The sequence below is a fragment of the Streptomyces sp. NPDC048441 genome, from assembly GCF_043200235.1.
Taxonomy (GTDB): Bacteria; Actinomycetota; Actinomycetes; order Streptomycetales; family Streptomycetaceae; genus Streptomyces.
On record NZ_JBICXM010000004.1, the window covers coordinates 334,571 to 358,664 of the forward strand.

23 protein-coding genes are annotated in these 24,094 nt (G+C 70.3%); 17 read left to right on the forward strand and 6 right to left on the reverse strand.

Going from position 1 to position 24,094, the window contains the following annotated elements:
- Positions 1–2: 2 nt before the first annotated feature.
- Both ACGFSB_RS12660 and ACGFSB_RS12665 read left to right on the forward strand, forming a co-directional pair.
- Positions 3–557: an arginine repressor gene (locus tag ACGFSB_RS12660; RefSeq protein WP_160503870.1), complete on the forward strand. Its 555-nt coding sequence runs from the start codon at positions 3–5 to the stop codon at positions 555–557.
- A gap of 229 nt (positions 558–786) precedes the next feature.
- Positions 787–1,587, forward strand: coding sequence for a hypothetical protein (locus ACGFSB_RS12665; protein WP_393397697.1), 801 nt, complete (start codon positions 787–789; stop codon positions 1,585–1,587).
- Positions 1,588–1,606: 19 nt separating this feature from the next.
- Here the strand turns inward: ACGFSB_RS12665 and ACGFSB_RS12670 are convergent, their stop codons facing one another.
- The 3 genes from ACGFSB_RS12670 to ACGFSB_RS12680 form a co-directional block, all read right to left on the reverse strand.
- Positions 1,607–2,605: a bile acid:sodium symporter family protein gene (locus ACGFSB_RS12670; protein ID WP_393397699.1), complete on the reverse strand. Its 999-nt coding sequence runs from the start codon at positions 2,603–2,605 to the stop codon at positions 1,607–1,609.
- A gap of 102 nt (positions 2,606–2,707) precedes the next feature.
- Positions 2,708–3,415, reverse strand: coding sequence for a L,D-transpeptidase (locus tag ACGFSB_RS12675; protein WP_393397701.1), 708 nt, complete (start codon positions 3,413–3,415; stop codon positions 2,708–2,710).
- Between the two features lie 3 nt (positions 3,416–3,418).
- A complete protein-coding gene (locus ACGFSB_RS12680; protein ID WP_393397703.1) occupies positions 3,419–4,003 on the reverse strand; it encodes a pyridoxamine 5'-phosphate oxidase family protein in 585 nt (194 codons plus the stop codon).
- Positions 4,004–4,155: 152 nt separating this feature from the next.
- Here ACGFSB_RS12680 and argH point away from each other — a divergent pair, with 152 nt between their 5' ends.
- The 4 genes from argH (at position 4,156) to ACGFSB_RS12700 (ending at position 8,820) form a co-directional block, all read left to right on the forward strand.
- Complete coding sequence (argH, locus tag ACGFSB_RS12685) at positions 4,156–5,586, forward strand: argininosuccinate lyase (protein WP_393397705.1); 1,431 nt, start codon at positions 4,156–4,158, stop codon at positions 5,584–5,586.
- Positions 5,587–5,673: 87 nt separating this feature from the next.
- The gene (locus ACGFSB_RS12690) at positions 5,674–6,648 is read left to right on the forward strand and encodes an aldo/keto reductase (RefSeq protein WP_393397707.1); all 975 of its coding nucleotides are present in this window, start codon (positions 5,674–5,676) and stop codon (positions 6,646–6,648) included.
- 88 nt (positions 6,649–6,736) lie between these two features.
- Positions 6,737–7,288 carry a TetR/AcrR family transcriptional regulator gene (locus tag ACGFSB_RS12695; RefSeq protein ID WP_393397709.1) on the forward strand — a complete coding sequence of 184 codons (552 nt, stop codon included), beginning with the start codon at positions 6,737–6,739 and terminating at the stop codon, positions 7,286–7,288.
- Entirely contained in the window at positions 7,285–8,820 is a 1,536-nt protein-coding gene (locus tag ACGFSB_RS12700) for an MFS transporter (RefSeq protein WP_393397711.1), read from the forward strand. Before ACGFSB_RS12695 ends, ACGFSB_RS12700 begins: the two co-directional genes overlap by 4 nt.
- Before the next feature lie 135 nt (positions 8,821–8,955).
- Here ACGFSB_RS12700 and ACGFSB_RS12705 read toward each other — a convergent pair whose 3' ends face one another.
- The gene (locus tag ACGFSB_RS12705; protein WP_237330157.1) at positions 8,956–9,576 is read right to left on the reverse strand and encodes a 1-acyl-sn-glycerol-3-phosphate acyltransferase; all 621 of its coding nucleotides are present in this window, start codon (positions 9,574–9,576) and stop codon (positions 8,956–8,958) included.
- 473 nt (positions 9,577–10,049) lie between these two features.
- On the opposite strand from ACGFSB_RS12705, the gene ACGFSB_RS12710 reads away from it, so the two are divergent.
- From ACGFSB_RS12710 to ACGFSB_RS12720, 3 genes are all read left to right on the forward strand, one after another.
- Positions 10,050–11,219, forward strand: a complete 1,170-nt coding sequence (locus ACGFSB_RS12710; protein ID WP_393397714.1) for a glycerophosphodiester phosphodiesterase — start codon at positions 10,050–10,052, stop codon at positions 11,217–11,219.
- Positions 11,220–11,347: 128 nt separating this feature from the next.
- On the forward strand, positions 11,348–11,863 hold the full coding sequence (locus ACGFSB_RS12715) for a sigma-70 family RNA polymerase sigma factor (RefSeq protein WP_393397716.1): 516 nt from the start codon (positions 11,348–11,350) through the stop codon (positions 11,861–11,863).
- 37 nt (positions 11,864–11,900) lie between these two features.
- Positions 11,901–12,404 (forward strand): GNAT family N-acetyltransferase, encoded by a 504-nt coding sequence (locus ACGFSB_RS12720; protein WP_393397718.1) that lies wholly within the window; start codon positions 11,901–11,903, stop codon positions 12,402–12,404.
- 64 nt (positions 12,405–12,468) lie between these two features.
- Here the strand turns inward: ACGFSB_RS12720 and ACGFSB_RS12725 are convergent, their stop codons facing one another.
- Together ACGFSB_RS12725 and ACGFSB_RS12730 are read right to left on the reverse strand one after the other, a co-directional pair.
- Positions 12,469–12,888: a hypothetical protein gene (locus ACGFSB_RS12725; protein ID WP_393398070.1), complete on the reverse strand. Its 420-nt coding sequence runs from the start codon at positions 12,886–12,888 to the stop codon at positions 12,469–12,471.
- Positions 12,889–12,895: 7 nt separating this feature from the next.
- Entirely contained in the window at positions 12,896–13,255 is a 360-nt protein-coding gene (locus ACGFSB_RS12730) for a hypothetical protein (protein WP_393397720.1), read from the reverse strand.
- Positions 13,256–13,357: 102 nt separating this feature from the next.
- Between ACGFSB_RS12730 and ACGFSB_RS12735 the strand changes: the two genes are divergently transcribed.
- The 8 genes from ACGFSB_RS12735 (at position 13,358) to cobT (ending at position 24,085) form a co-directional block, all read left to right on the forward strand.
- The gene (locus ACGFSB_RS12735; RefSeq protein ID WP_393397722.1) at positions 13,358–14,005 is read left to right on the forward strand and encodes an HAD family hydrolase; all 648 of its coding nucleotides are present in this window, start codon (positions 13,358–13,360) and stop codon (positions 14,003–14,005) included.
- 415 nt (positions 14,006–14,420) lie between these two features.
- Positions 14,421–15,479 carry a methionine ABC transporter ATP-binding protein gene (locus ACGFSB_RS12740; protein WP_393397724.1) on the forward strand — a complete coding sequence of 353 codons (1,059 nt, stop codon included), beginning with the start codon at positions 14,421–14,423 and terminating at the stop codon, positions 15,477–15,479.
- A complete protein-coding gene (locus ACGFSB_RS12745; protein ID WP_393397726.1) occupies positions 15,476–16,207 on the forward strand; it encodes a methionine ABC transporter permease in 732 nt (243 codons plus the stop codon). The genes ACGFSB_RS12740 and ACGFSB_RS12745 overlap by 4 nt, the downstream gene beginning before the upstream one ends.
- 55 nt (positions 16,208–16,262) lie before the next feature.
- The gene (locus tag ACGFSB_RS12750) at positions 16,263–17,096 is read left to right on the forward strand and encodes a MetQ/NlpA family ABC transporter substrate-binding protein (RefSeq protein WP_393397728.1); all 834 of its coding nucleotides are present in this window, start codon (positions 16,263–16,265) and stop codon (positions 17,094–17,096) included.
- Positions 17,097–17,098: 2 nt separating this feature from the next.
- The gene (locus ACGFSB_RS12755) at positions 17,099–17,932 is read left to right on the forward strand and encodes a MetQ/NlpA family ABC transporter substrate-binding protein (protein WP_393397730.1); all 834 of its coding nucleotides are present in this window, start codon (positions 17,099–17,101) and stop codon (positions 17,930–17,932) included.
- Between the two features lie 135 nt (positions 17,933–18,067).
- Positions 18,068–18,712: a GNAT family N-acetyltransferase gene (locus tag ACGFSB_RS12760; protein ID WP_393397732.1), complete on the forward strand. Its 645-nt coding sequence runs from the start codon at positions 18,068–18,070 to the stop codon at positions 18,710–18,712.
- A 123-nt stretch (positions 18,713–18,835) separates the two neighbouring features.
- A complete protein-coding gene (cbiE, locus tag ACGFSB_RS12765; protein WP_393397734.1) occupies positions 18,836–20,047 on the forward strand; it encodes a precorrin-6y C5,15-methyltransferase (decarboxylating) subunit CbiE in 1,212 nt (403 codons plus the stop codon).
- Between the two features lie 354 nt (positions 20,048–20,401).
- Positions 20,402–24,085, forward strand: a complete 3,684-nt coding sequence (gene cobT, locus ACGFSB_RS12770; protein WP_393397736.1) for a nicotinate-nucleotide--dimethylbenzimidazole phosphoribosyltransferase — start codon at positions 20,402–20,404, stop codon at positions 24,083–24,085.
- Positions 24,086–24,094: the final 9 nt, after the last annotated feature.

The following is a 24,094-nucleotide window of genomic DNA, read 5'->3' on the forward strand; positions in this document are numbered from 1 at the left end:
CGATGAGCCAGGCGCAAGGCAATGAGCACGCGGAGCACCCGGATCACGCCGGGCCCGCGGTGCCGCAGACCCGCACCGCACGCCACCGCCGGATCGTGGACATCCTCAACCGGCAGCCGGTGCGCTCCCAGAGCCAGCTGGCGAAGCTGCTCGCCGACGACGGCCTCACGGTGACGCAGGCGACGCTCTCCAGGGACCTGGACGAGCTGAACGCGGTGAAGATCCGCAATGCCGAGGGCGACCTCATCTACGCGGTACCGAGCGAGGGCGGCTTCCGCACGCCGCGCGCTCCGCTGGGGGAGTCCGCCAAGGAAGAGCGGATGCGGCGGCTCTCCGCGGAGCTCCTGATCTCCGCGGAGGCGTCGGCCAACCTGGTCGTCCTTCGTACGCCGCCGGGGGCCGCGCAATTCCTGGCGTCGGCGATCGACCAGGCGGAGCTGCACGACATCCTCGGGACGATCGCGGGGGACGACACACTGATGCTGATCAGCCGGGAGGCTACGGGGGGTCAGGCGCTGGCGGATCATTTGCTGCGGCTGGCGTCGAACGAGCATTAGCTGGGCCTTGGGCCTTGGGCCTTGGGCGTTGGGCTTTGAGCCTTGGCCCTTTGGGCGGCTGTACATCACCGGCTTCGCCGAGTTCGTCCTCACACGCCGGACGGGCTGAGATTCCCGCAGGACCGCGGAATCTCAGCCCGTCCGGCGTTTCTGCGGGTCCCATACCGTGGGTCACGAAATGATCATGAATGCCCCCCGCCCGGACGCCCCCTCCCGGAGGTGCATTCCTGTGCTTCTCGTCATCGTTGTCGCCGTGCTCGCTCTTCTCGCGGGTCTCGCGGCGAACCGTTACCTGCGCCCCCGGCTCGTCAGTGAGGACGACGACACGGGCATGGCCGTCAAGGATCTCGTCGGTCCGCTGCTCACCCTGACCGTCCTGCTGCTGGCCTTCGTCCTCGTCACCGCCAACGGCTCGTACGGCAAGGCCGAGGTCGCCTCCCGCGGCGAGGCCCGCGCCCTGGACCAGCTGGTGGAGACCGCCGAGTACGGGCCCGAGGCCCAGCGCGCGCGGATCCAGGCCGGCGCCGTCTGCTACGCACGTGCCGTCCGCACCCAGGAGTGGTCCGCCATGTCGGACGGCCACGGCTCCCGGGCGCCGAGCGTCTGGTCGACCGACTTCCGCCACACCTTCCGGGAACTGGAGGGCAAGCCGGTCTTCGGCATGTTGGTCGCCGCCGACAACAAGCGCTCCGACGATCGGGAGGAACGCCTCACCCAGGCGACCGCCAGCATCCCCGGCGCCATCTTCTGGTTCCTGCTCGCCACCCTCGTCATCACCGTGATGGCTCTTGGGATCTGCCTGCCCCGCAGGAGCAACCGCGGACAACTGATCACGCTCACCGTGATCACCGCACTGCTCACGACGACGCTGTGCATCATCCGGGACGTCGACCGCCCCTTCGGCGGCATCATCGACGTCCAGCCGACGGCCATCGCGGAGGTCCAACGCCAGGCCACCCGCGACTTTCTCGTCCACCACCGATCCGCTGACCTGCCCTGCGACGGCCAGGGCAAGCGACTGCGGGCATAAGGGACCGGTCAGCTGGCCGTCAGGCCTGCTCCGCCTGCTCCGACCGCCGTGCCCGGTGCGACATCCAGGCCGCGACCAGCGCCCCGGACACGTTGTGCCACACGGAGAACACAGCGGCGGGCAGTGCCGCGAGCGGGCTGAAGTGGGCCGTGGCGAGCGACGCGGCGAGCCCCGAGTTCTGCATTCCGACCTCGAAGGCCATGGCGCGCGATGCCGGAGGGCCGAGCCGGGCCAGCTTGCCCGCGCCGTAGCCGAGCGCGAGGCCGAGGCCGTTGTGCAGGACGACGGCCAGGAACACGAGCAGGGCGGCCGACTTGATGGCCGCCGCGCTGCCCGCGACCACGATCGCCACGATGACGGCGATGGTCAGGGCGGAGAGCCACGGCAGCGCGCTGAGGACGCGACCGATCCAGCGCCCGAAGAGGAGACGTACGACGAGACCGGCGATGACCGGAAGCAGCACGGTCTTCAGGATGTCCGTGACCATCGAGCCCGCGTCGACGGGCAGGTACTCGCCCGCGAGAAGCAGCGTCAGCGGCGGTGTGATGAGGGGCGCGAGCACGGTCGACACGGTGGCCACGGAGACGGAGAGCGCCACGTCGCCGCGGGCCAGATAGGTCACCACATTGGACGCGGTCCCGCTGGGCGCGCAGCCGACAAGGATCACGCCCGCCGCCAGCTGGGGCGAGAGCCCGAGCGCGTGGGCGATCAGCCAGCCGAGGCCCGGCATGATCACGTAGTGCGCGACAAGCCCGAGCGCGACGGCCCAGGGCCGCTTGACGACACCCTGGAAATCGAGCGGGGTCATGGTGAGCCCCATGCAGAACATCACGAGCCCCAGGAGGTACGGGACGTTCGTGCCCCAGCTCTTGAAGGCGTCCGGCGCCATCAGGCCGAGCGCGCCCGCGGCGAGCACGAGGACGGGGAAGACGGTGACGGCGAGGCGTGCGGCCTTGTCGCCGTTCTCCGCGGAGCTGGAGCTGGAGCCGGAGCTGGGGGTCGTCTGTTCGGTTTGCACCCGGCGATGCAACGCCGCCGTGCCGCGCGGACGCAACCCCGTCTCGATATGTGGTCGCTACACGAAGCTGCCCGGAACTGCCCGAAACCGTCCGTGGGCCGCTCAGTACCGCGTGATCGCCGTCGCCCCCGACGCCGTCCCGATCGCGATGTGCGGCCGCCGCCCCGGCTCCGCCCACGCGAGGATCCGCCGCATCGCGTCCCCGGACACCGATACGCAACCGGCCGTCGCCCCGCGTCCGTTGACGTGCAGGAAGATCCCGGCGCCGCGCCCCCGCACCGGACGGTCGTAGTTGAAGCCGATCACCAGGGCGTGCGCGTACTGGGGGTCGTACGTCATGAGGTGCTCGGACTCGGCGGCGCGGCAGTCGGCGGGGCGTGGCTGGGTCCAGCGGTTGTAGGAGCGGGACTTGTTGTCCTGGCACCACCAGGACTTCTTCGTCACACGGCGGTACGTGAAGTGCGTGCCGGACGGCTTCGCCCTGATGCCGAAGGCGTACGGGAGGCCGAAGATCCCCGTGGGTGTCGTGTTCGTGCCCTGCTTGCGCGAGCCGCCCTCCGTCAGGCCCTTCGCGCCGAACCTCGCTGCCGCCGAGCCGGACTTCGCCCACCGCCCGTAGCGCCGGTCCCACCAGGTGACCGTGCCGGTGGTGGAGCCGGTGCGCGTGGCGCGGGCGGTGATGAGCTGGGTGCCGCCGCCCGTGTCGGCCATCCGGTCCGGCAGCGGGGGGCGTGCCTCGGGCGCGGCGCCGAGGGTGCCGGCGAGTGCGAGGACGGCTGCGGACGCGAGGACGGCGGCACGGGGGCGCATGGCTCAGACGGTAGTGGGAGGCAGGGGCAACGGCACTCCGGGCAGGCCGTCGATGCTCTCCGCGATCTGCCTCTTGGTGAAGTACTCGCTCAGTGACGCGTCGTCCTCGCGCGCGAAGCGCTTGCCGTGCAGGTCGCGGTCCTTGTCGTACGACATGAAGGGCACCGCGTATCCACAGGTGTCACGGACGAGTTCGGCCGTCACGACGATGATCGCGCGCAGGCCGTGCGGGGTCGGGTCGATGTCGGGGAAATGCCCGAGCAGCCCTGCCCAGCGCGGGTCGTCGCGGAAGACGGGTTCGCCGCGGCCATGCACCCGGACGATGTTGGGCGGGCCCTGGAAGGCGGTCCACATCAGGGTGATGCGGCCGTTCTCGCGCAGGTGCGCGACCGTCTCCGCGTTGCTGCCCGCGAAGTCCAGATAGGCCACGGTGTGTTCATCGATGACGGCGAACGAGCCGCTGAGTCCCTTGGGGGAGAGATTGATGGTGCCGTCGTCGGAGAGGGGCGCGGTCGCGGTGAAGAAGAGAGGCTGTGCCTCGATGAACGAGCGGAGTCTGCCGTCTATGCGTTCGTAAGTCTTTCCCATGTCTAAGGATTATTCACCAGAGATCATTCGCCTGTCTAACGACTTCGTGCGGCGTCTCGCGCCATGGGTCGGATTGACGGGCAGATTGACGAAACATACGGAACATTGCATACTCATGCATGACCTCGAATGCAGGGTAAGGAGCACGTGAAGTGAGCAGCAACAACGGCGGTGACGTCCGGCTCTGGGGTGCACGGTTCGCCGACGGGCCCGCCGAGGCCCTGGCGAAGCTATCCGCGTCGGTCCACTTCGACTGGCGCCTCGCGCCGTACGACATCGCCGGATCCCGCGCGCACGCGCGCGTGCTCCACAAGGCGGGGCTGCTCACCGACGACGAGCTGACCCGCATGTCGGGCGGGCTCGACCAGCTGGCGGCCGACGTGGCCTCGGGCGACTTCGTCGGCACCATCGCCGACGAGGACGTCCACACCGCCCTCGAGCGTGGCCTGCTCGACCGGCTCGGCCCCGACCTCGGCGGCAAGCTCCGCGCGGGGCGGTCCCGCAACGACCAGGTGGCGACGCTCTTCCGGATGTACCTGCGGGACCACGCCCGGATCATCGGCGGCCTGATCGCCGACCTCCAGGGCGCACTCGTCGGCCTCGCCGAGGCGCACCCGGACGTCGCCATGCCGGGGCGCACGCACCTCCAGCACGCCCAGCCCGTGCTCTTCGCGCACCACGTCCTCGCGCACGTCCAGCCCCTCGCCCGGGACGCGGAACGCCTTCGGCAGTGGGACGAGCGGACGGCCGTATCGCCGTACGGCTCCGGCGCCCTCGCGGGGTCGTCCCTCGGTCTCGACCCCGAGGCCGTCGCCGCGGATCTGGGCTTCGAGCACGGCTCGGTGGGCAACTCGATCGACGGTACGGCCTCGCGGGACTTCGCTGCCGAGTTCGCGTTCATCACCGCGATGATCGGCGTGAACCTCTCCCGGATCGCCGAGGAGATCATCATCTGGAACACGAAGGAGTTCTCCTTCGTCACCCTCCACGACGCGTTCTCGACCGGCTCGTCGATCATGCCGCAGAAGAAGAACCCGGACATCGCCGAGCTGGCGCGCGGCAAGTCGGGGCGTCTTGTCGGCAATCTGACGGGCCTGATGGCGACGCTGAAGGCACTCCCGCTCGCGTACAACCGCGACCTCCAGGAGGACAAGGAGCCGGTCTTCGACTCCTGCGACCAGCTGGAGGTCCTGCTCCCCGCCTTCACCGGCATGATGGCGACGCTCACCGTCCACCGCGAGCGCATGGAAGAGCTGGCCCCGGCCGGATTCTCGCTCGCCACGGACATCGCCGAGTGGCTGGTCAAGCAGGGAGTGCCGTTCCGTGTCGCGCACGAGGTCGCGGGCGGGTGCGTCAAGGAGTGCGAGGCGCACGGCATCGAGCTCGACCAGCTCACGGACGAGCAGTTCGCCAAGATCTCCGAGCACCTCACCCCCGAGGTCAGGACCGTCCTGAACGTCCCGGGCGCCCTCGCATCGCGCGACGGTCGCGGCGGCACCGCCCCCTCGGCCGTCGCCGCCCAGCTCGCCGAGGTGAAGGCCGATCTGACGGTTCAGCAGGAGTGGGCCGCGGCGCGTAAGTGATGCCGGGGCGGCGGGTGCCGCGTTGACGTGGGCATCGCGGGTTACGTTGGTCGTCTTGTGCAAGGAGCCGACCGAACGGAGCCCGCGATGCCCTTCTCCCGCTTGGCCGCAGCGACCACCCCCACCGCCCACATCGGCTTCGGCCTCGCCGCCGTCGGCAGGCCCGGCTACATCACGCTCGACCGTGACGCCGACCTGCCGCCGTCACGCAGCGTCGAGGCCCTGCGTGAGCGCACCCTCGAACTCCTCGACGCCGCCTACGCGTTGGGCGTCCGGTACATCGACGTGGCGCGCTCCTACGGCCGCTCCGAGGAGTTCCTCGCCGACTGGCTGCACGCGAGGCCCGACATCCGTGACGTCGTGGTCGGCAGCAAGTGGGGCTATACGTACACGGCTGCCTGGGCCACCGATGCCGCGGGCCCGCACGAGGTCAAGGACCACAGCGTCACCGCGTACGCCCGTCAGCGAGAGGAGAGCGCCGAGCTGCTCGGCGAGCGGCTCGACCTCTATCAGATCCACTCCGTGACACCGGAGAGCCCCGCCCTCACCGACAAGGAACTGCACGCCAGGCTGGCCGAGTCGGCGGCTGACGGCGTGAGTGTCGGGCTCTCCGTCAGCGGCCCGGAGCAGGCCGCGGCGATCCGCGCCGCCCTCGCCGTGACCGTCGACGGTGAGCCGCTCTTCCGTACCGTCCAGGCCACGTACAACGCCCTGGAGACCTCGGCGGGCCCGGCGCTCGCCGAGGCCCATGACGCGGGGCTCACCGTCCTGGTCAAGGAGGCCATGGCCAACGGCCGCCTCGCCGACGGGCACGCTCCGGCGCCGCTGCGCGAGATCGCCGCGGAGACCGGGTTCGGCTGCGACGCGGTGGCCCTCGCGCTTGTCCTGCGTCAGCCGTGGGCGGGCGTGGCGCTCTCCGGCGCCGCCACCTCCGTGCAGCTCGTGTCGAACCTGCACGCGGCGGCCGTCGACCTCGACGCGGAGCAGCTGGAGAGGCTTGCGGGGCTTGTCGAGGAGCCCGCCGCGTACTGGGAGCGGCGCGGGCAGCTGCCCTGGCACTGATCGCTCTGATCACTCCGGTCAGACCTCTCGGTGAGCGCCGCGCATATCTCGTGAGACAAATTTGTCTCACATGGATTATGGTTGTCTCATGTCAGTCGATCGCGACCAGGTGCTGCGCCGCGCCGCGGCGCTCCTCACCCGCAAAGGCTCCGCCACGATGGACGAGGTGGCCCGCGCGGCGGGGATCAGCCGGGCCACCCTGCACCGCCACTTCGCCGGGCGCGACGCCCTCGTACGCGCCCTGGAAGAGCTCGGGATCCAGGAGTGCGAGGCCGCCCTGGCCGCGGCCAGGCTCGGTGCGGACAGCGCGGGGGAAGCGCTGCGCCGCCTGGTGAAGGAGATCGAACCGGCCGCGGGTCTCCTCGCGTTCCTCGTCACCGAGAACCAGCTCTTCGAGGAGGACGCCCAGCACGACGGCTGGGCCCGGCTCGACGACAGCATCGGCGCGCTCTTCCGGCGCGGCCAGGAGAGCGGCGAGTTCCGCATCGATCTGACCCCCGTCTGGCTCACGGAGGCGCTGTACGGGCTCATCGGCTCGGGCGCCTGGGCCGTACTGGACGGCCGAGTGGCCGCCAAGGACTTCTCATACATGATCGCCGAGCTGCTGATCGGCGGCGCGCAACGGAGAGTGGAATCATGACCAGCACCCAACAGGGGACCGCGTCGGCGAAGTCGGAGCGCGGCCCCGCCCGGTGGCTCGCGCTCGCCGTGCTGGTCCTCGCCGTGCTGCTCGTCGCCGTCGACGCGACGGTGCTCGGCCTGGCCACGCCCTACATCAGCGAGGACCTCAAGCCCTCCGGCACACAACTGCTGTGGATCGGTGACATCTACTCGTTCGTCATCGCCGGTCTGCTCGTCTCCATGGGCAGCCTCGGTGACCGCATCGGCCGCAAGAAGCTCCTGCTGACCGGCGCCGTCGCCTTCGGCGCGGTCTCGGTCCTCAACGCCTACGCGACGACTCCCGAACTCCTCATGCTGGCCAGGGCACTGCTCGGTGTCGCGGGCGCGACGCTGATGCCGTCCACCCTCGCGCTGATCCGGAACATCTTCCACGACCCGCGCGAGCGCAGCCTCGCCGTCGGCATCTGGGGCGCCGCGGCGTCGGCGGGTGCGGCGGTCGGCCCCGTCGTCGGCGGCTTCCTGCTCGAACACTTCTGGTGGGGATCGGTCTTCCTGATCAACCTGCCGGTGATGGCCGTCCTGGTCGTGGTCGGCATCAAGCTCCTGCCCGAGTCGAAGAATCCGGCGCCGGGCCCCTGGGACCTGATCAGCGTCGTGCTCTCGCTCATCGGCATGATCGGCATCGTGTACGCCATCAAGGAGGCGGCGGCGCACGGCATCCGCTGGGACGTCGGAGCGGCCGGCCTGCTCGGCGTGGCGGCGCTCACCTGGTTCGTGCGGCGCCAGCTCACCCTTACGGCACCGCTGCTCGACATGCGGCTCTTCCGTAACCGGGGGTTCTCGGGGGCGGTGCTCGCCGATCTCCTCACGGTCCTCGGGCTCTCGGGCCTGGTCTTCTTCCTCTCCCAGTTCCTGCAACTGGTCCAGGGGCGGCGGCCGTTCGAGGCGGGCCTCGCCGAACTGCCGGCCGCGGTGGGCGCGGTGGCCGCCGGTCTGATCGCGGGCATGGTCGCACGGCGGTTCTCCGTGCGCGCGGTGGTCGCCGGCGGGCTCGCGGCGGTGGGCCTCGCCCTCGCTGCGCTCACCACGCTGAGCCAGAGCACCGGCTATCCGCTGCTCGGAGCCTCGCTCCTGGTCGTCGGCATCGGCGCGGGCTTCTCGTTCACGGTGACCGCCGACGTCATCCTCTCCAGCGTGCCCAAGGAGCAGGCTGGTGCGGCGTCCGCGGTCTCGGAGACGGCGTACGAACTGGGCGCGGCGCTCGGCATCGCCCTGCTCGGCTCCATCGTGACCGGCGTCTACCGGGACTTCACCGCTCCGGCGGGGACCCCGCCCGACGTGGCGTCGGCGGCGCACGAGTCGCTCGGGGGCGCCGTCGAATCGGTGGCGGGGCTCCCGGCCCACGAGTCCCAGGCCCTGCTCGCCTCGGCCCAGGACGCCTTCGTGGACGGCCTTCGCCTTGCGGCGGGGGCGGGCGCGGTGGTGCTCATCGCCACTGCCGTGGCGGCGTGGTTCCTCCTGAAGGGCTCAAAGCTGGAGGACGGCGACTGAGTCGTCCGCGGGGATTGCCGTGTGCGGGCGCGTCGTGGCTGGGCGCGCAGTTCCCCGCGCCCCTTCGGGGCGCTGCCGAGCACGACGGAGGGCCGTACCCCGCGGGGTACGGCCCTCCTCGTATATCCCGTGCCGTCAGGCTGCCTTCGCCTTCGTGGCGTACATGTCCACGTACTCCTGGCCGGAGAGCTGCATGACCTCCGTCATGACGGAGTCCGTCACCGCGCGGAGCACATAGCGGTCGCGGTCCATGCCCTCGTACCGCGAGAACTCCATCGGCTCACCGAACCGCACCGTGACGCGGCCCGGACGCGGGAGGCCCTTGCCGCCGGGCTGGAGCTTGTCGGTGCCGATCATCGCGAAGGGGACCACGGGCGCGCCGGTCATCAGGGTGAGCCGCGCGATGCCCGTACGGCCCCGGTAGAGGCGGCCGTCGGGGGAGCGGGTGCCTTCGGGGTAGATGCCGAAGAGCTTGCCCTCCTCCAGGACGCGGCGCCCGGTCATCAGGGCGGCGACGCCACCGTGACCGCCGTCGCGGTCCACGGGGATCATGCCGGAGCCCGTGAAGAACCAGGCCATCAGGCGGCCCTTGAGCCCCTTGCCGGTGACGTACTCGTCCTTGCCGATGAAGAACACCGGGCGCGGGCAGACGAGAGGCATGATCATCGAGTCGATGAAAGTGAGGTGGTTTCCGGCCATGATGACCGGACCGGTGCCCGGAATGTTCTCGGCGCCTTCCACCCGTGGGCGGAACATCAGACGCAAGATCGGTCCGAGCACAGCCTTGATGAGCGCGAGACGGGACAACGAGCCCTCCGGTGTCAACGGGTCAACGACGAGTATGTGCAGGTGAGGACGATACTCGCGGGTCCCCGTTCACCGCACATCGGGTTCACGTACTCGATACGCAGAGTTGACCTGAGTTTGGGTCGCGTTGCCCTCGAACCGCCCTCCCTGTGACGACCGTATCCCCGTGTGGACGATGTGGCTCGTCCTAGTGGTCCTTGTCACGCGCGGTGGTCACGCGCTGCCACCTCGAAGCGGGCCGCCCCCGCACGAAGGGACCACCGAACCGCATCAACACCCACCGAACGGATCCCGCCCCGCACACCAGTAGCCATCCGGCGTCACCCTTCCGTTCGGTCCAGGGTCTCCCATCTGTCACGCGCGGACACCTACGATCGTGCCGCTTTGTCAGGTGCAAGGCAGCACATCGGGAGGAGCGCTCTATGGGTACGCAGAAGTCGAAGCAGTCGGGGCCGGGGGAGCAGCGGCCGGGGCGGCGCGCGGTACTGGGAGCGGCGGTCCTCGGGGCGGGCACAGCCGTCGTAGGACTGCCCGGCGTGGCGAGAGCCGACGCGAAGCACGGGCACGAGGGTTACAAGGGTCTGCCGGTGCCCACGATCGTGGCGCACCGCGGCACCAGCGGTTACCGGCCGGAGCACACGCTCGGTTCGTACCAGCTCGCCCTCGACATGGGCGCCCACGTCATCGAGCAGGACGTGGTGCCCACCAAGGACGGCCATCTCGTATGCCGTCACGAGAACGACATCACCGCGACGACGGACGTCTCGGCGCACCCCGAGTTCGCGTCCCGCAAGACCACCAAATCCGTGGACGGCGCCTCGCTCACCGGCTGGTTCACCGAGGACTTCACGCTCGCCGAGCTGAAGACGCTGCGTGCCAAGGAGCGCATCCCCGGCACCCGCCAGCGCAACACCCTCTACGACGGCCGCTGGGACGTGCCCACCCTGGAGGAGGTCTTCCAGTGGGCCGAGAAGCAGGGCCGCGAGCACGGCAGGCGGATCTGGCTGCACATCGAGACCAAGCACCCCACGTACTTCCGCAAGCTGGGTCTCGGCCTGGAGGAGCCGCTGGCCAAGCTCCTTCGTCAGTACGGGCGGCACAAGAAGAACTCGCCGAACTTCCTGCAGTCCTTCGAGCCCAGCAGCCTCCAGCGCCTGAGCAAGCTGGTCGACCCGCCGCGCGTGGTGCTCCTGTCCACCGCGAGCTCCCGCCCCTGGGACTTCGTCGAGGCGGGCGACCCGCGCACCGTCGCCGACCTCATCAAGCCCGAGGGCCTGAAGTGGATGGCGTCGTTCGCGCAGGGCATCGGCCCCACGCTCGACCTGGTCATCCCGAAGAAGCCGGACGGCAGCCTGGGCACCCCGTCCACGCTGGTGGAGGACGCGCACAAGGCGGGCCTGATCCTGCACCCGTACACGATGCGCAACGAGAACACCTTCCTGCCCACGAACTTCAAGAAGGGCACCGACCCGAACGCCTACGGAGACGCCTTCGGCGCGTTCAAGGCCTACCTCTCCACGGGCATCGACGGGCTCTTCTCGGACAACTGCGACACCGCGCTGCTCGCCCGTGAGGACTTCCTCAAGGGCTGAGGTGACACAGGGGCTGTGGTGACACAGGGGCTGTGGTGCCGCGTCAACCGTTGATCGCCCGGCCCCGGTTGGGGTGACAGACGGCCGCTCCGGCAACCTCCTGCCGGAGCGGCCGCGTCCCGCCGTGCATGACTCACGAGCTCATCCCCACCCTGCGTCCGCTCCTCGCCGCCGAGGCATCCGCCGCGGCCCACGCCTCGGGCACCGACCCCGGTGACCTCGAACAGGCCGTCTGGCTGCGTCTGTTGGAACGGATGGACGCCGCCGACCCACCCGCCGACCCCGCCACCTGGCTGCGCGCCGCCGTCGCGTCCGAGGCCCGCCGCACCCGGCGTACGGCGGAGCGCGAAGTGGCGTACGCGGCCGAGCCAGCCGACGACACCGAGCGCGGCCCCGAACAGCGCGCCCTGCGGGCCGACCGCGACCGCACCCTGTACGCGGCGGTCCGCAGACTGCCCGGCCGCTGCCCCGGCCTGATGGCGGCGCTGCTCTCCCCGAAGGACCTCACCTACCGGGAGATCGCAGGCGAGTTGGGAATGTCACAGGGCAGCCTGGGGCCGGAACGTTCCCGTTGCCTGGGATGCCTGCGCAGAATGCTCGCGGCGGAGGTTGCAGCTCCTGAACCGTGGGGAAAGGAGCGATAGACAACCGGCGGAGCAGGTGAGCGGGAGGCATGCACACATGGGCATGAGCGTGACCATCTCGGAGGCGGACGAACAGGACGCCGAGAAGATCCTCAAACTGCAGTACCTGTGCTACCAGAGCGAGGCCGAGCTGTACGGCGACTATTCCATCGAGCCGCTCACGCAGTCCCTCGACTCCATCAAGGCCGAACTGACCACCGGCAGCGTGCTGGTGGCCCGCCTCGGCGACGAGGTGGTCGCCTCGGTGCGCGGCACGGTCGACCCCGACGGCACGGCGCGGATCAACAAGCTCATCGTCCACCCCAGGATGCAGCGACACGGCCTGGGCGGCAGGCTCCTGGACGCGATAGAGGGGCGCCTCGGTGAGGGCGGCGCCACCAAGTGCTTCCAGCTCTTCAGCGGGCATCGCAGCGAGCAGAATCTCCAGCTGTACCGGAAGCATGGCTACGCGGCGGTGAAGACCCAGCACGTGAACGACCGGCTCACACTCGTCACCCTCGCGAAGGAGGTCGGCGCGAGCGCCTACGTGGCCAGCGCTTGAAGTGGCCAGCGCTTGAACGGGCACTGCGGGCCGGTCGTGGCTGGTCGCGCAGTTCCTCGCGCCCCTAACGGGCCCTTCGTGCCCTGTTCAGCCAATAGATCGCAGTAACCGGCAGGATCACCGGGATGAACAGATAGCCCATCCCGAAGTCCGACCACACCGTCGCGTCGGGGAAAGCGGACGGCTCGGCCAGCGTCCAGGTCCCCACCGCGAGGACGCCCACCAGCTCGGCGGCGCAGCACACCAGCGCCGCCGTGCGGGCCTTCTCGCCGCCCCGCACGAGCGAGTACGTGATGAAGCCGTAGACGAGCCCCGCGACGGCGGACAGCGTGTACGCGAGCGGGGCCTTGTCGAAGTCCGTCGAGATCTGCACGGCGGAGCGCGACACGGCACCGACCACCATCACCCCGTACAGCCACACCAGCAGGATGCCGGGCCCGCCGATCAGCTTCTGCCGGGCACCCGGCTTCTCTTCCTCGGCCACCGTCACCTCAGCCTCCCCAGATGTCGTAGAGCCGCACTTCGAGCACCGCGAGGACCACGCCACCCGCGGCCACCGTGATGGAGCCCCAACGGGTGCGTTCCGCGAGGGACATGAAGCCCGCCGCCGGGATGCAGGCGAAGGCCCCGATCAGATACGCCACGAAGATCGTCGTGCCCTGCTCGGCCTGCTCGCCGCGTGCGAGCTGGACGATGCCGACGATCAGCTGGAGGGTGGCGAGGAACGTCACCACGCCCATGCCGATGAAGTGCCAGTCCTTGGTCGGCTGGTCCCGGTAGGCGGCGAAACCGCACCACGCGGCGAGCGCGAGCGCGGCCACGGCGGTCGCGATCGTCAGGGCAACAAGCATGACGTGACTTTATTACGGGCCCTTTGACCTGATGCGCTCGCCCCTGGGGTGGCACCTGACCCGATGCGCTCGCCCCTGGGGTGGCCCGTACGCTCGGACACCATGAAGATCCACGCTGAAGCGCTCCTGTTCGACAACGACGGCACCCTCATCTCCTCCATGGAGTCGGTGTACCGCTGCTGGACGCGCCTGGCGCAGGAGTACGGAATCACCGCCGAGACGTTCGCCCGGGTAGAGCTGCACGGCCGCCCCGCCGCCGAGATCATCGCGGACATGCTGCCCGCCGAGCGTGTGGCCGAGGCCGTCGCCCGCATCGAGGAGCTCGAGGTCTCGGACGTCGCGGGCGGCGTCAAGCTGCTCCCCGGCACCCTCGAGCTGCTCGGATCGCTGCCCCCGGAGCGCTGGGCCGTCGTCACCTCCGCCGGGCGCCGCCTTGCCGAGGCCCGGCTCGCGGAGGTCGGCATCCGCCCGGAGCTGCTCATAGCCGCCGACGACATCACGCGCGGCAAGCCCGACCCGGAGCCCTTCCTGCTCGCGGCGGCGAAGCTGGGCGTCGATCCGGCGCGCTGCGTGGTCTTCGAGGACGCCCCCGCCGGTCTCACGGCGGGACGCGCGGCGGGCATGACCACCGTGGCGTTGACCACAACGCACCAGGCCGACGAGCTCTCCGCCGATGTCGTCGTCGAGGACCTCTCGGCCGTGTCGGCGCAGGCCATCGCGGGTGGAGTGGAGATCGTCACCGCGGGCTGAGCGCCCGCAGGGCGGCGTCCGCGGCCGTCCGCACCTGTCCACGAGTTGTCCGTATAGCGGACTGCCGGGGCGGGTCGCGGACGCACGCGTGTTTTACTGGTCCACATGACCACGACGAGCAACCGCACCCTTGCGACCGAGGCGATCACGACGCCCGGTGCTCGTTGTATGTGTCGAATGTGCGCCTTCTGAGGGCCCCCGCACCACCCCTGAGCATCGCGCCCCGAAGCGAAGCCGCTGTGCCGCGCCCCTATGCGACGTACGCCTTACCGGCGACCTGACGTAGGAAGCGAGCCCGCCCCGCGCACACCTCCTCCGGTTCTTTTCGCCACCGCGAGAAACCGTGCCGCGTTCCCCACGAATGCCCCGTGCCCGGCTTTACCCGGCCGCGCACTCGACAGTGACGGAAACCCCTGTGATCACCACTTCCGGCCTCACCAAGGTCTACCGCTCACGCGGTCGTGAAGTAACTGCGCTCGACGGCGTCGATCTGCACGTCCGCGAAGGCGAGGTGTACGGCGTCATCGGTCAGTCAGGCGCCGGCAAGTCCTCGCTGATCCGCTGCGTCAACCTCCTGGAGCGCCCCACCTCCGGCACCGTGACCGTCGCGGGACAGGACCTCACCGCCCTCGCGGGCCGCGGCAGCCGTGCCAGCAAGGATCTGCGCCGGGCGCGCAGCCGCATCGGCATGGTCTTCCAGCACTTCAACCTGCTGTCATCGCGCACCGTGCAGGACAACGTCGAGCTGCCCCTGGAGATCCTCGGTCTCAGCGGCGCCGAGCGCTCCCGCAAGGCCCTCGAACTCCTCGACCTGGTCGGCCTCGCCGACAAGGCGAAGTCCTACCCGGCGCAGCTCTCCGGCGGCCAGAAGCAGCGCGTCGGCATCGCCCGCGCGCTCGCCGGCGACCCGAAGGTGCTGCTCTCCGACGAAGCGACCAGCGCCCTCGACCCGGAGACCACCCGCTCCATCCTCCAGCTCCTGCGCGACCTCAACCGGCAGCTCGGCCTGACCGTCCTGCTGATCACGCACGAGATGGACGTCGTCAAGAGCGTCTGCGACTCTGCGGCCCTCATGGAGAACGGCCGGATCGTCGAGTCCGGCACCGTCACCGAACTGCTCGCGACGCCCGGATCCGAGCTCGCCGCCGCGCTCTTCCCGGTCAGCGGCGAGGCGACGGGCGATGACCGCACCGTCGTCGACGTGACCTTCCACGGCGAAGCCGCGACCCAGCCGGTCATCTCCCAGCTGTCGCGCACGTACAACATCGACATCTCGATCCTCGGCGCCGCGATGGACACCGTCGCGGGCAGGCAGGTCGGCCGTATGCGCATCGAGCTGCCGGGCCGCTTCGAGGAGAACGTCGTCCCGATCGGCTTCCTGCGGGAGCAGGGACTACAGGTGGACATCGCGGGCGAAGATCCCGTGAGCACGCCGAAGGACGCCACGCTGCTGGTCAAGGAAGGTGCCAAGTGACCTGGTCGGAGATGCAGCCCCTGCTGGAGCAGGCCTGTTGGGACACCCTCTACATGGTCGGCTGGTCGACGCTGATAGCCGTCGTCGCCGGACTGCCGCTCGGCATCCTGCTGGTCCTCACCGACCGCGGCGGGCTGCTGCAGAACACGGTCCTGAACAAGCTCATCGGGCAGATCGTGAACATCGCGCGCTCGATGCCCTTCATCATCCTCATGGTCGCTCTGATGGGCTTCACGCGCATGATCACGGGTACGACGATCGGCCGCGAGGCCGCCATCGTGCCGCTCGCGATCGGCGCGACGCCCTTCTTCGCGCGGCTCGTGGAGACCGCGGTGCGCGAGGTCGACGGCGGTCTCGTCGAGGCCGTGCAGTCGATGGGCGGCAACACCTGGACCATCGTGCGCAAGGTCCTCGTGCCGGAGTCGCTGCCCTCACTGATCTCCAGCACCACCACGACGATCGTCACGATCATCGGCTACTCGGCCATCACCGGCGCCGTCGGCGCGGGCGGCCTCGGTGACATCGCCATCCGCTACGGCTACCAGCGCTTCGAGACCGAGCTGATGTGGATCACCGTCGGTGTCCTCGCCGTCGTCATCTCGGTCATCCAGTTCGCGGGCGACTACGCGGCCCGCAGGCTGCACCGGCGCGGCGGCCACTCGGGCGCCGCTCCCAAGCTGCGCCTGCTCAAGCTCAAGACGCCCGCGCCCTCGACCCCCTCGATCTGAACCACCCCGCACACCCCATCGCGGGGCGTACCACCCATGGAGAAAGGCACTTTTCGTGCGTAACACCACCAAGATCACCGCCGCTGTCCTCGCCACCGGAGCCCTCACCCTCGGGCTCTCCGCCTGCGGCTCCGACAAAGACTCCGCTAGCGACAAGGACGGCAAGCTCGTCGTCGCCGCGACCCCCACGCCGCAGGGCGAGATCCTCGACTACGTCAAGAAGAACCTTGCGACGAAGGCCGGTCTCGACCTCGAGGTGAAGGAGTTCACCGACTACGTAACGCCGAACACCGCCGTCCAGCAGGGCGAGGTCTTCGCGAACTACTTCCAGCACAAGCCGTACCTCGACGACTTCAACAAGAAGAACGGCACGGACATCGTGCCCGTCCCGAACGCGACGGTGCACCTGGAGCCGCTCGGCGTCTACTCCAAGAGCGTCAAGAAGGTCACGGACCTGAAGGACGGCGCGACGGTCGCGATCCCGAACGACACCACCAACGAGGCCCGCTCCCTCAAGCTCCTCGCCGACAACGGCGTGATCGAGCTCAAGAAGGGTGTCGGTTACGAGGCCACCCCCAAGGACGTCTCCAAGAACCCCAAGAACATCAAGTTCAAGGAGCTCGAGGCGGCCCAGGTGCCCCGTTCCCTCGGTGACGTCGACGCCGCGGTGATCAACGGCAACTACGCGCTCGAGGCCAAGCTCAGCCCGGCCAAGGACGCCATCGTCGCCGAGCCCGCCAAGGACAACCCCTACGGCAATTTCCTCGCCGTCAAGAAGGGCGACGAGAACGACCCGCGCGTGAAGAAGCTCGCCAAGCTCCTCACCTCGCCCGAGGTCAAGAAGTTCATCGACGACAAGTACGACGGTGCCGTCGTCGCGGCGTTCTGATCATGCGTACGCCCGTCATAGCGGCCGCCGCCGGGGCACTCGCCCTCACGCTCTGCCTGACCGCGTGCGGCACGGAGAAGGCCTCAGGATCGGGAAGCGCCGCCGGTGACACACTCACCGTCGGCGCCACCCCGACCCCGGCCGGCGAAGTCCTCACGTACATCAAGAACAACCTCGCGAAGAAGGCGGGACTCGACCTCCAGATCACGGAGTTCACGGACTACGTCACGCCGAACACCGCGCTCCAGGAAGGCTCCCTCGACGCCAACCTGTTCCAGCACACCCCGTACCTCAAGGACTTCAACGAGTCCAAGAAGACGGATCTCGTGCCGGTCACCGAGGTCTACCTGCCTGCGATAGGGGTGTACGCGAACAAGACGAAGGACGTCACCGAACTGCCAGCCGGTGCGACCGTCGCCGTTCCGAACGACACCACCAACGAAGGCAGGGCGCTCCAACTCCTCGCCTCCAAGGGCGTCATCGGGCTCAAGAAGGGGGCCGGTACGACCGCGACCCCCGAGGACATCACGTCCAACCCGAAGAAGCTGGTCATCAAGCCGCTGGAACCCGCCCAGCTGCCGCGTGCCCTCGAGGACGTCGACGCCGCCGTCATCAACAGCAACTACGCGCTCGGCGCCGGACTCAACCCCAAGAAGGACGCCATCCTTCTCGAGTCGCCGAAGGACAATCCGTACAACAACGTGCTCGCCGTCAAGAAGGGCGACGAGGACGACCCCCGCGTCAAGAAGCTGGCGAAACTGCTCACTTCAACTGAGGTGAAGCAGTTCATCGAGGACAAGTACAAGGGCTCCGTCCTGCCCGTCGAAACGAGCTGACGCACAGTCCGTTTCCGCCCTCACCACGGGGTCCTCTCCTGATGAAGGAGCGGACCCCGTGGTGGGTCTGCGCGCCGACATGCTGCATGCTGGGCTCTTCAGCAGGCCCGAGGGTTCCAGGTTACGGAGCAGCGCATGACAACCACCTTCCCTGACATCTCCATCAGCACGGAGCGGTTGGTGCTGCGCCCGTTCGAGGACGCCGACGTCTCCGCCTACGCGGAGATGATGAACGACGAGATGGTCACCGCCTGGACTTCCGTGCCTCAGCCCTACACCGAGGACGACGCCCGCGACTGGATCACCCGGATCGCGCCCGCCGAGCGCACCGAGGGTCGCGGCATCGCCCTCGCCGTCACCGAGTTCCTCACCCAGCGCCTGGTCGGCATAGTGCAACTGCGGGACACCGACTGGCGCGTGCGCTCCAGCGAACTCAGCTACGTCGTCGCCCCCTGGGCCCGCGGCGAGGGCTACGCGTCGGAGGCAGCGCTCGCCACCGCCCAGTGGCTCTTCAACGACCAGCGCTTCGAGCGCATCGAGCTGCGCACCGCGGCCGACAACACCGCCGCCCAGCAGGTCGCCCAGAAGATCGGCTGCATCAGCGAGGGCGTCCTGCGGGGCGCCTGGATAGCGCGTACGAGGAATGGCGGGGATCCGTTCGGCGGCTGGCTCGACGTCCGCACCGACCTCATCATCTGGAGCCTGCTCCCCGAGGATCTCGAAGGAGTCGGCGAGCAGCTCGCGGACAGCGGATTCAGCGCGTTCTCCGACTGGAACTGACCCCTCGGGCACCACCGGGCCCCAGCAGGTACGCTCGCCCCTGGTCGCACGCGGTTGCCCCCTACACGCGACGCCAGGACCCTCAGAACGACCCGCGAGAACGAACCCAGGAGACTGACGACGATGGCCGACCGCGTCACGGTGATCGGCTGGGACGGCTCGCCGCTGACCGCCGCGGCACGCTCGGCGCTCGGCGCCGCCACCCTCGTCGCGGGCGCCGCCCACCATCTGGCGCTCTCCGAAGTGCCCGGGGGCGCCGAAAGGATCCGCCTCGGCAGCGTGAGCCTGGCCGCCCGCCGCATCGCGGCGCACCGCGGCACCGCTGTCGTCCTGGCCGACGGCGACCCGGGCTTCTTCGGCGTCGTACGCACCCTGCGAGCCCCCGAATTCGGCCTCGAGGTCGAAGTGGTGCCCGCCGTCTCCTCCGTCGCCCAGGCCTTCGCCCGCGCCGGGATGCCCTGGGACGACGCCGAGGTCGTCGTCGCCCACCCCCGCACCCTGCGCCGCGCGGTGAATGTCTGCCGCGCACACACCAAGGTCGCCGTCCTCACCTCGCCGGGTGCGGGCCCCGCCGAGCTCGGACTGCTGCTCGATGGTGTCCACCGCACCTTCGTGATCTGCGAGGAGCTCGGCACCGAGCGCGAACAGGTCACCGTTCTCACCTCGGACAAGGCAGCCGACCACACCTGGCGCGACCCGAACGTCGTGATCGTCATGGGCGGCCCGGTCGCCGCGTCCGACACCGGCTGGATCGCGGGACGCGACCAGGGAACTCCGCGCGGCTGGGCGCTGCCCGCCCCCGCCTACGGCGGCGACGCCCAGCTCGGCGAGGGCGAGAGCGACCGGCTACGGGCCGCCCAACTCGCCCGCATCGGCCCGCGCGTGGGCGACCTGGTCTGGGACATCGGCTGCGGCAGTGGCGCCTTCACCGCGGAGGCCGCGCGCTTCGGCGCCGCCGTCATCGCCGTCGATGCCGACCCCGACGCCTGCGCCCGCACCACGGCGGTCGCCCGCCACTTCGGCGTACAGCCGCAGATCGTGCACGGCACGGCGCCGTACATCCTCGAAGACCTTCCCGAGCCCGATGTCGTACGCGTCGGGGGCGGGGGAGTCGCGGTGGTCTCCGCCGTCGCCGACCGCCGCCCGGCACGCATCGTGACGCACGCGTCGACCCGTGACGCGGCCGAACTCATCGGCAGGGACCTGACGGAGCACGGATACGTGGTGGAGTGCGCGCTGCTCCAGTCCGTCGAGCTCGACACGCGCGCGTGGACGGAGCGGGAGCGGACCGTGGTGTTCCTGCTCTCCGGACAGTTGCCCGATCGCGCCCCGTGACCCTGCCGCGCCACGGTGCGGGGTAGGCTGGCCGATCGTTGTACCGCACCCGAGTGCCCGGCAAATAGTTGGTCAATGTCCGGAAAACTCGCCCGTTTTGGGGGGTGTGTGGTACGGCAGGACCGGAGGGCGCGCAACGTGGCGCAGTCCACAGCGGGCCGTTGCGGATCAAGCTGCCGCGGAGGCATGCCGACCGGGACAATGCCTGTAGTCCGTACGCGGTTCGTGCCGCGCGGCGCGCACGCTCGTTGAGAAGGACGGGCGGTCGGTGCGCCGCTCCGGGCAATGGGGCTTCCCCGGCCGAAGGCTGAGGGGCGGTCGAAGAAGCACTAACCGATGGGCGAGGGGTTACGCATGACCGACACCGGCCAGGTCCCGGGCGAGGGACTGCCGGAGAACGCAGGCATGGTGGAGCAGCCGGGCGTCCCCGCCCCGGGTGCGTACACCTACCTCGACCCCTCCGAAAATCCCGCCGAGAGCGTCGCCACCGCCGAAGACGACGACCTGCTCCTCATGCCGGGCTCCCAGGGCGCCTGGAGCGAGCCGCAGTCGGCTCAGCCGCAGCCGGAGCAGCCGGTGACCGCTCAGCACGGGGTCGCTCAGCCCGTGGCCGGTCAGTATCAGCAGCAGCCGGTTGCTCAGCCTGTGGGCCAGCACGCGACCGGTCAGCCGGTGGCGGACTCGTACCCGGCCGGTCAGCCGCAGCCGCAGGTCGTGCACCAGCCGGGCCCGCACGAGACGGCGGGGCGCGACAGCGGCTCGGTCGATCTGAACGGCGTCCAGCTGCCCGGCGCGCATGCCGGGACGTCCGCGTCGCACCAGGGCCCTGCCCGCCGCCCGCTCCACCGGGGGCCTTCGGGGCCCGTCGTGCCGGACGGCACGGGCAGTCCCGTACGTTCCCTCGCCGACCGCGGCCCCAGTGGTGCGCCGCAGCACGCCGTGCCCGTGCGGCACGCGGGGCCGCCGACCGTGGGGCCCGAGTACCTCGACATCCCGCGTGACGAGGAAGGGATGCTGCCGGGTCCGCAGCTCGGTGAGATCACGCCCCAGGGGGCGACGCCGTGGACGCCGCAGCCGTCTCAGCCCGCGCAGGCTGTCGAACCAGCAGAAACGGTCGTCCCGGAGGCCGCTCCGGCATCAGAGGACGCACAGGTCACACACGGCACGCAGGGCGCACAGGTCACGCAGGACTCGCTCGCCGCCGAGGCCGCGCCGACTCCGCAGCCCGCACAGGCCGCTGAGTCGCCGACTCCGCAGCCCGCACAGGCCGCTGAGCTGCCCCAGCCCGCAGAGGCCACTCCTGCCACTCCTGTAGCTCCTGCCACTCCCGAAACCCCGGCAGCCGGAACGCCCGCCGCCGCTTTCCCGCAGGCTGCGGGTGCCGCCGACCCCGCGATCACGCAGGGCACCGAGGCCGCCGACCAGTTCGCGCACTCCGTCGCCGAGGTGGGGCAGCCCGCGTTCGCCGTGGCCGCCGAGCAGTCATTGGCCGTGGGCCAGGCCGCGCCCGCTCCGGAAGCGAGCCAGGAGTTCCCGCTCCCCGTCGACGAGGCGCAGCTGTCAGCCGTCGGTATGCCCGCACACGCCTCGGGCTCCGGCCTGCCGCAGTTCGCCGTGGCCGCCGCACAGCCCTGGTCGGACGCACCGCTCCAGGGCGCCGCGCACGCGCCCCAGGGCCCGCACCTTGCGCAGGCCCCGCAGGCCCCCCAGGCCCCCCAGTACACAGACACCCCCGCGGCCCACGCTCCCGCGCCCCTCGGCCAGTTCGTGCCGGTCGAGGGTTCGGTGCCGACCACGCCCCACCTGGCACCGACACCGCCGCACCCCCTGTCCGTACCGCCGGAGCACTTCGAGGCCCCGGCCCCGCAGCCTGAGGCCCCCGCACCGGAAGCCGTACAAGAAGCCGCCCCGGACGCCCCTGACGCCCAGGAAGCCCAGGAGCCGTCGGCGCTCATCGACTCCGCCGAGCCCGCCCCGCAGCCCGAGGCCACCGTGCCCGCGCCGCGTGACGGGGGAGAGCCTGCGGCAGTAACTCCCGTACCGGACGAGGCGGAAGTGCCCGTGGCCGAGGCCACGCCCCTCGAAGTGATCGACGCCCCCGCCGAAGCGCCGGAAGCGCCGGAAGCGGCGGCCGTGACCGCCGACGAGCCGGAGCCGGCCCCGGCCCCGGAGCCGGAGGCAGCAGCGCCCGTGGCCGAACCCGAACCCGAGCCCGCTCAGGCGGCGGAGGTCGCTCACCCGGCGGAGGTCGCCGAAGAGCCTGCCCCCGCGGACCCGGTCCCGGCCCCGGCCCCGCACACGGAAACCCCCGCCGCGCCCGCGTACGACGACGCCGAACGCGAAGCGGTCCTGCGCGTCATGCGCGAACGCCGCGACATCCGCAACGGCTTCCGCAGCGACGCCATCCCGCACGAGGTCCTCCTCCGCGTCCTGGAGGCGGCCCACGCGGCGCCCTCCGTGGGGCACTCGCAGCCCTGGGACTTCGTCGTCATCCGCTCGGCGGAGACCCGCCGCACGATGCACGAACTGGCCATGCGCCAGAAGGACGCGTACGCGAAGTCGCTCCCCAAGGGCCGCGCGAAGCAGTTCAAGGAACTGAAGATCGAGGCCATCCTCGACACCCCGGTGAACATCGTCGTCACCGCCGACCCGACCCGCGGCGGCCGCCACACCCTCGGCCGTCACACGCAGCCGCAGATGGCGCCGTACTCCTCCGCCCTCGCCGTCGAGAACTTCTGGCTCGCGGCGCGCGCCGAGGGCCTCGGCGTCGGCTGGGTCAGCTTCTTCGATGAACGCGAGATGGTCAGAACCCTCGGCCTGCCCGAGCACCTCGAAGTGGTGGCCTATCTCTGTGTCGGCTACGTCGACGAGTTCCCCGACGAGCCCGAACTGATGCAGGCAGGCTGGTCCAAGCGCCGCCCGCTCTCCTGGGTGGTCCACGAGGAGACGTACGGCCGCCGTGCCCTGCCCGGCGAGGAGCCGCACGACCTGCTCGCCGAGACCGTCTCCCACATCCGGCCGCTGGACGCGAAGGCGCTCGGCGAGGCGTGGGACAGGCAGAAGCGCATGACCAAGCCGCCGGGCGCGCTCGGCATGTTGGAGATCATCTCCGCGCAGCTCTCCGGGCTCTCCCGGCAGTGCCCGCCGCCGATCCCGGAGCCCGCGGCCGTCGCGATCTTCGCGGGCGACCACGGCGTACATGCCCAGGGCGTCACCGCCTGGCCCCAGGAGGTGACCGCGCAGATGGTCGCCAACTTCCTCGGCGGCGGCGCGGTCTGCAACGCCTTCGCCAACCAGGTGGGCGCCGAGGTCTGCGTCATCGATGTGGGCGTGGCGAGTGAACTCCCGGCTACTCCCGGCCTGTTGCCCCGCAAGATCCGTGCGGGTACGGCGGACATGACGACGGGCCCGGCCCTGACCCGCGAGGAGGTCAAGGCGGCCATCGAGGTGGGCATCGAGACGGCCCGCGACCTGGTGGCGGCGGGCAACAAGGGCCTGCTCACCGGCGAGATGGGCATCGCGAACACGACAGCGTCCGCGGCCCTCATCTCCGTCTACACGGACACGGACCCGGGTGAGGTGACCGGCCGTGGTACCGGCATCAACGACGAGATGCACAGCCGCAAGGTCGACGTCGTACGCCGTGCCCTGGAGCTTCACAAGCCCGACCCGGCGGACCCGATCGGCGTCCTCGCGGCGATCGGCGGCCTGGAACACGCGGCGCTGGTGGGCCTGCTGCTCGGCGGCGCTTCCCTCCGTACCCCCGTGATCCTGGACGGCGTGAGCGCGGGCGCGGCGGCCCTGGTCGCCCGTGCCATCGCCCCCGAGGTCCTCGCGGCCTGCATCGCGGGCCACCGCAGCGCGGAGCCGGGCCACGTGGCAGCCCTCAACAAACTGGGCCTGCGCCCCCTGGTCGACCTGGATCTCCGCCTCGGCGAGGGCACAGGCGCCCTCCTGGCACTCCCGGTGGTCCAGAGCGCGGCAAGGGCGATGCACGAGGTGGCAACGTTCGACTCGGCGGGCGTAACCGAGAAGTAGCCGTGCCCG

What these genes read in the sequence shown, in the direction of transcription:
- ACGFSB_RS12660 (WP_160503870.1), top strand. Translation starts at nt 3, where the DNA reads ATGAGCCAGGCGCAAGGCAATGAGCACGCGGAGCACCCGGATCACGCC.
- ACGFSB_RS12675 (WP_393397701.1), bottom strand. Translation starts at nt 3,415, where the DNA reads ATGCGCCCCCGTGCCGCCGTCCTCGCGTCCGCAGCCGTCCTCGCACTC.
- ACGFSB_RS12680 (WP_393397703.1), bottom strand. Translation starts at nt 4,003, where the DNA reads ATGGGAAAGACTTACGAACGCATAGACGGCAGACTCCGCTCGTTCATC.
- ACGFSB_RS12690 (WP_393397707.1), top strand. Translation starts at nt 5,674, where the DNA reads ATGCCCTTCTCCCGCTTGGCCGCAGCGACCACCCCCACCGCCCACATC.
- ACGFSB_RS12695 (WP_393397709.1), top strand. Translation starts at nt 6,737, where the DNA reads ATGTCAGTCGATCGCGACCAGGTGCTGCGCCGCGCCGCGGCGCTCCTC.
- ACGFSB_RS12700 (WP_393397711.1), top strand. Translation starts at nt 7,285, where the DNA reads ATGACCAGCACCCAACAGGGGACCGCGTCGGCGAAGTCGGAGCGCGGC.
- ACGFSB_RS12705 (WP_237330157.1), bottom strand. Translation starts at nt 9,576, where the DNA reads ATGTTCCGCCCACGGGTGGAAGGCGCCGAGAACATTCCGGGCACCGGT.
- ACGFSB_RS12710 (WP_393397714.1), top strand. Translation starts at nt 10,050, where the DNA reads ATGGGTACGCAGAAGTCGAAGCAGTCGGGGCCGGGGGAGCAGCGGCCG.
- ACGFSB_RS12715 (WP_393397716.1), top strand. Translation starts at nt 11,348, where the DNA reads ATGACTCACGAGCTCATCCCCACCCTGCGTCCGCTCCTCGCCGCCGAG.
- ACGFSB_RS12720 (WP_393397718.1), top strand. Translation starts at nt 11,901, where the DNA reads ATGGGCATGAGCGTGACCATCTCGGAGGCGGACGAACAGGACGCCGAG.
- ACGFSB_RS12730 (WP_393397720.1), bottom strand. Translation starts at nt 13,255, where the DNA reads ATGCTTGTTGCCCTGACGATCGCGACCGCCGTGGCCGCGCTCGCGCTC.
- ACGFSB_RS12735 (WP_393397722.1), top strand. Translation starts at nt 13,358, where the DNA reads ATGAAGATCCACGCTGAAGCGCTCCTGTTCGACAACGACGGCACCCTC.
- ACGFSB_RS12755 (WP_393397730.1), top strand. Translation starts at nt 17,099, where the DNA reads ATGCGTACGCCCGTCATAGCGGCCGCCGCCGGGGCACTCGCCCTCACG.
- ACGFSB_RS12760 (WP_393397732.1), top strand. Translation starts at nt 18,068, where the DNA reads ATGACAACCACCTTCCCTGACATCTCCATCAGCACGGAGCGGTTGGTG.
- cbiE (WP_393397734.1), top strand. Translation starts at nt 18,836, where the DNA reads ATGGCCGACCGCGTCACGGTGATCGGCTGGGACGGCTCGCCGCTGACC.
- cobT (WP_393397736.1), top strand. Translation starts at nt 20,402, where the DNA reads ATGACCGACACCGGCCAGGTCCCGGGCGAGGGACTGCCGGAGAACGCA.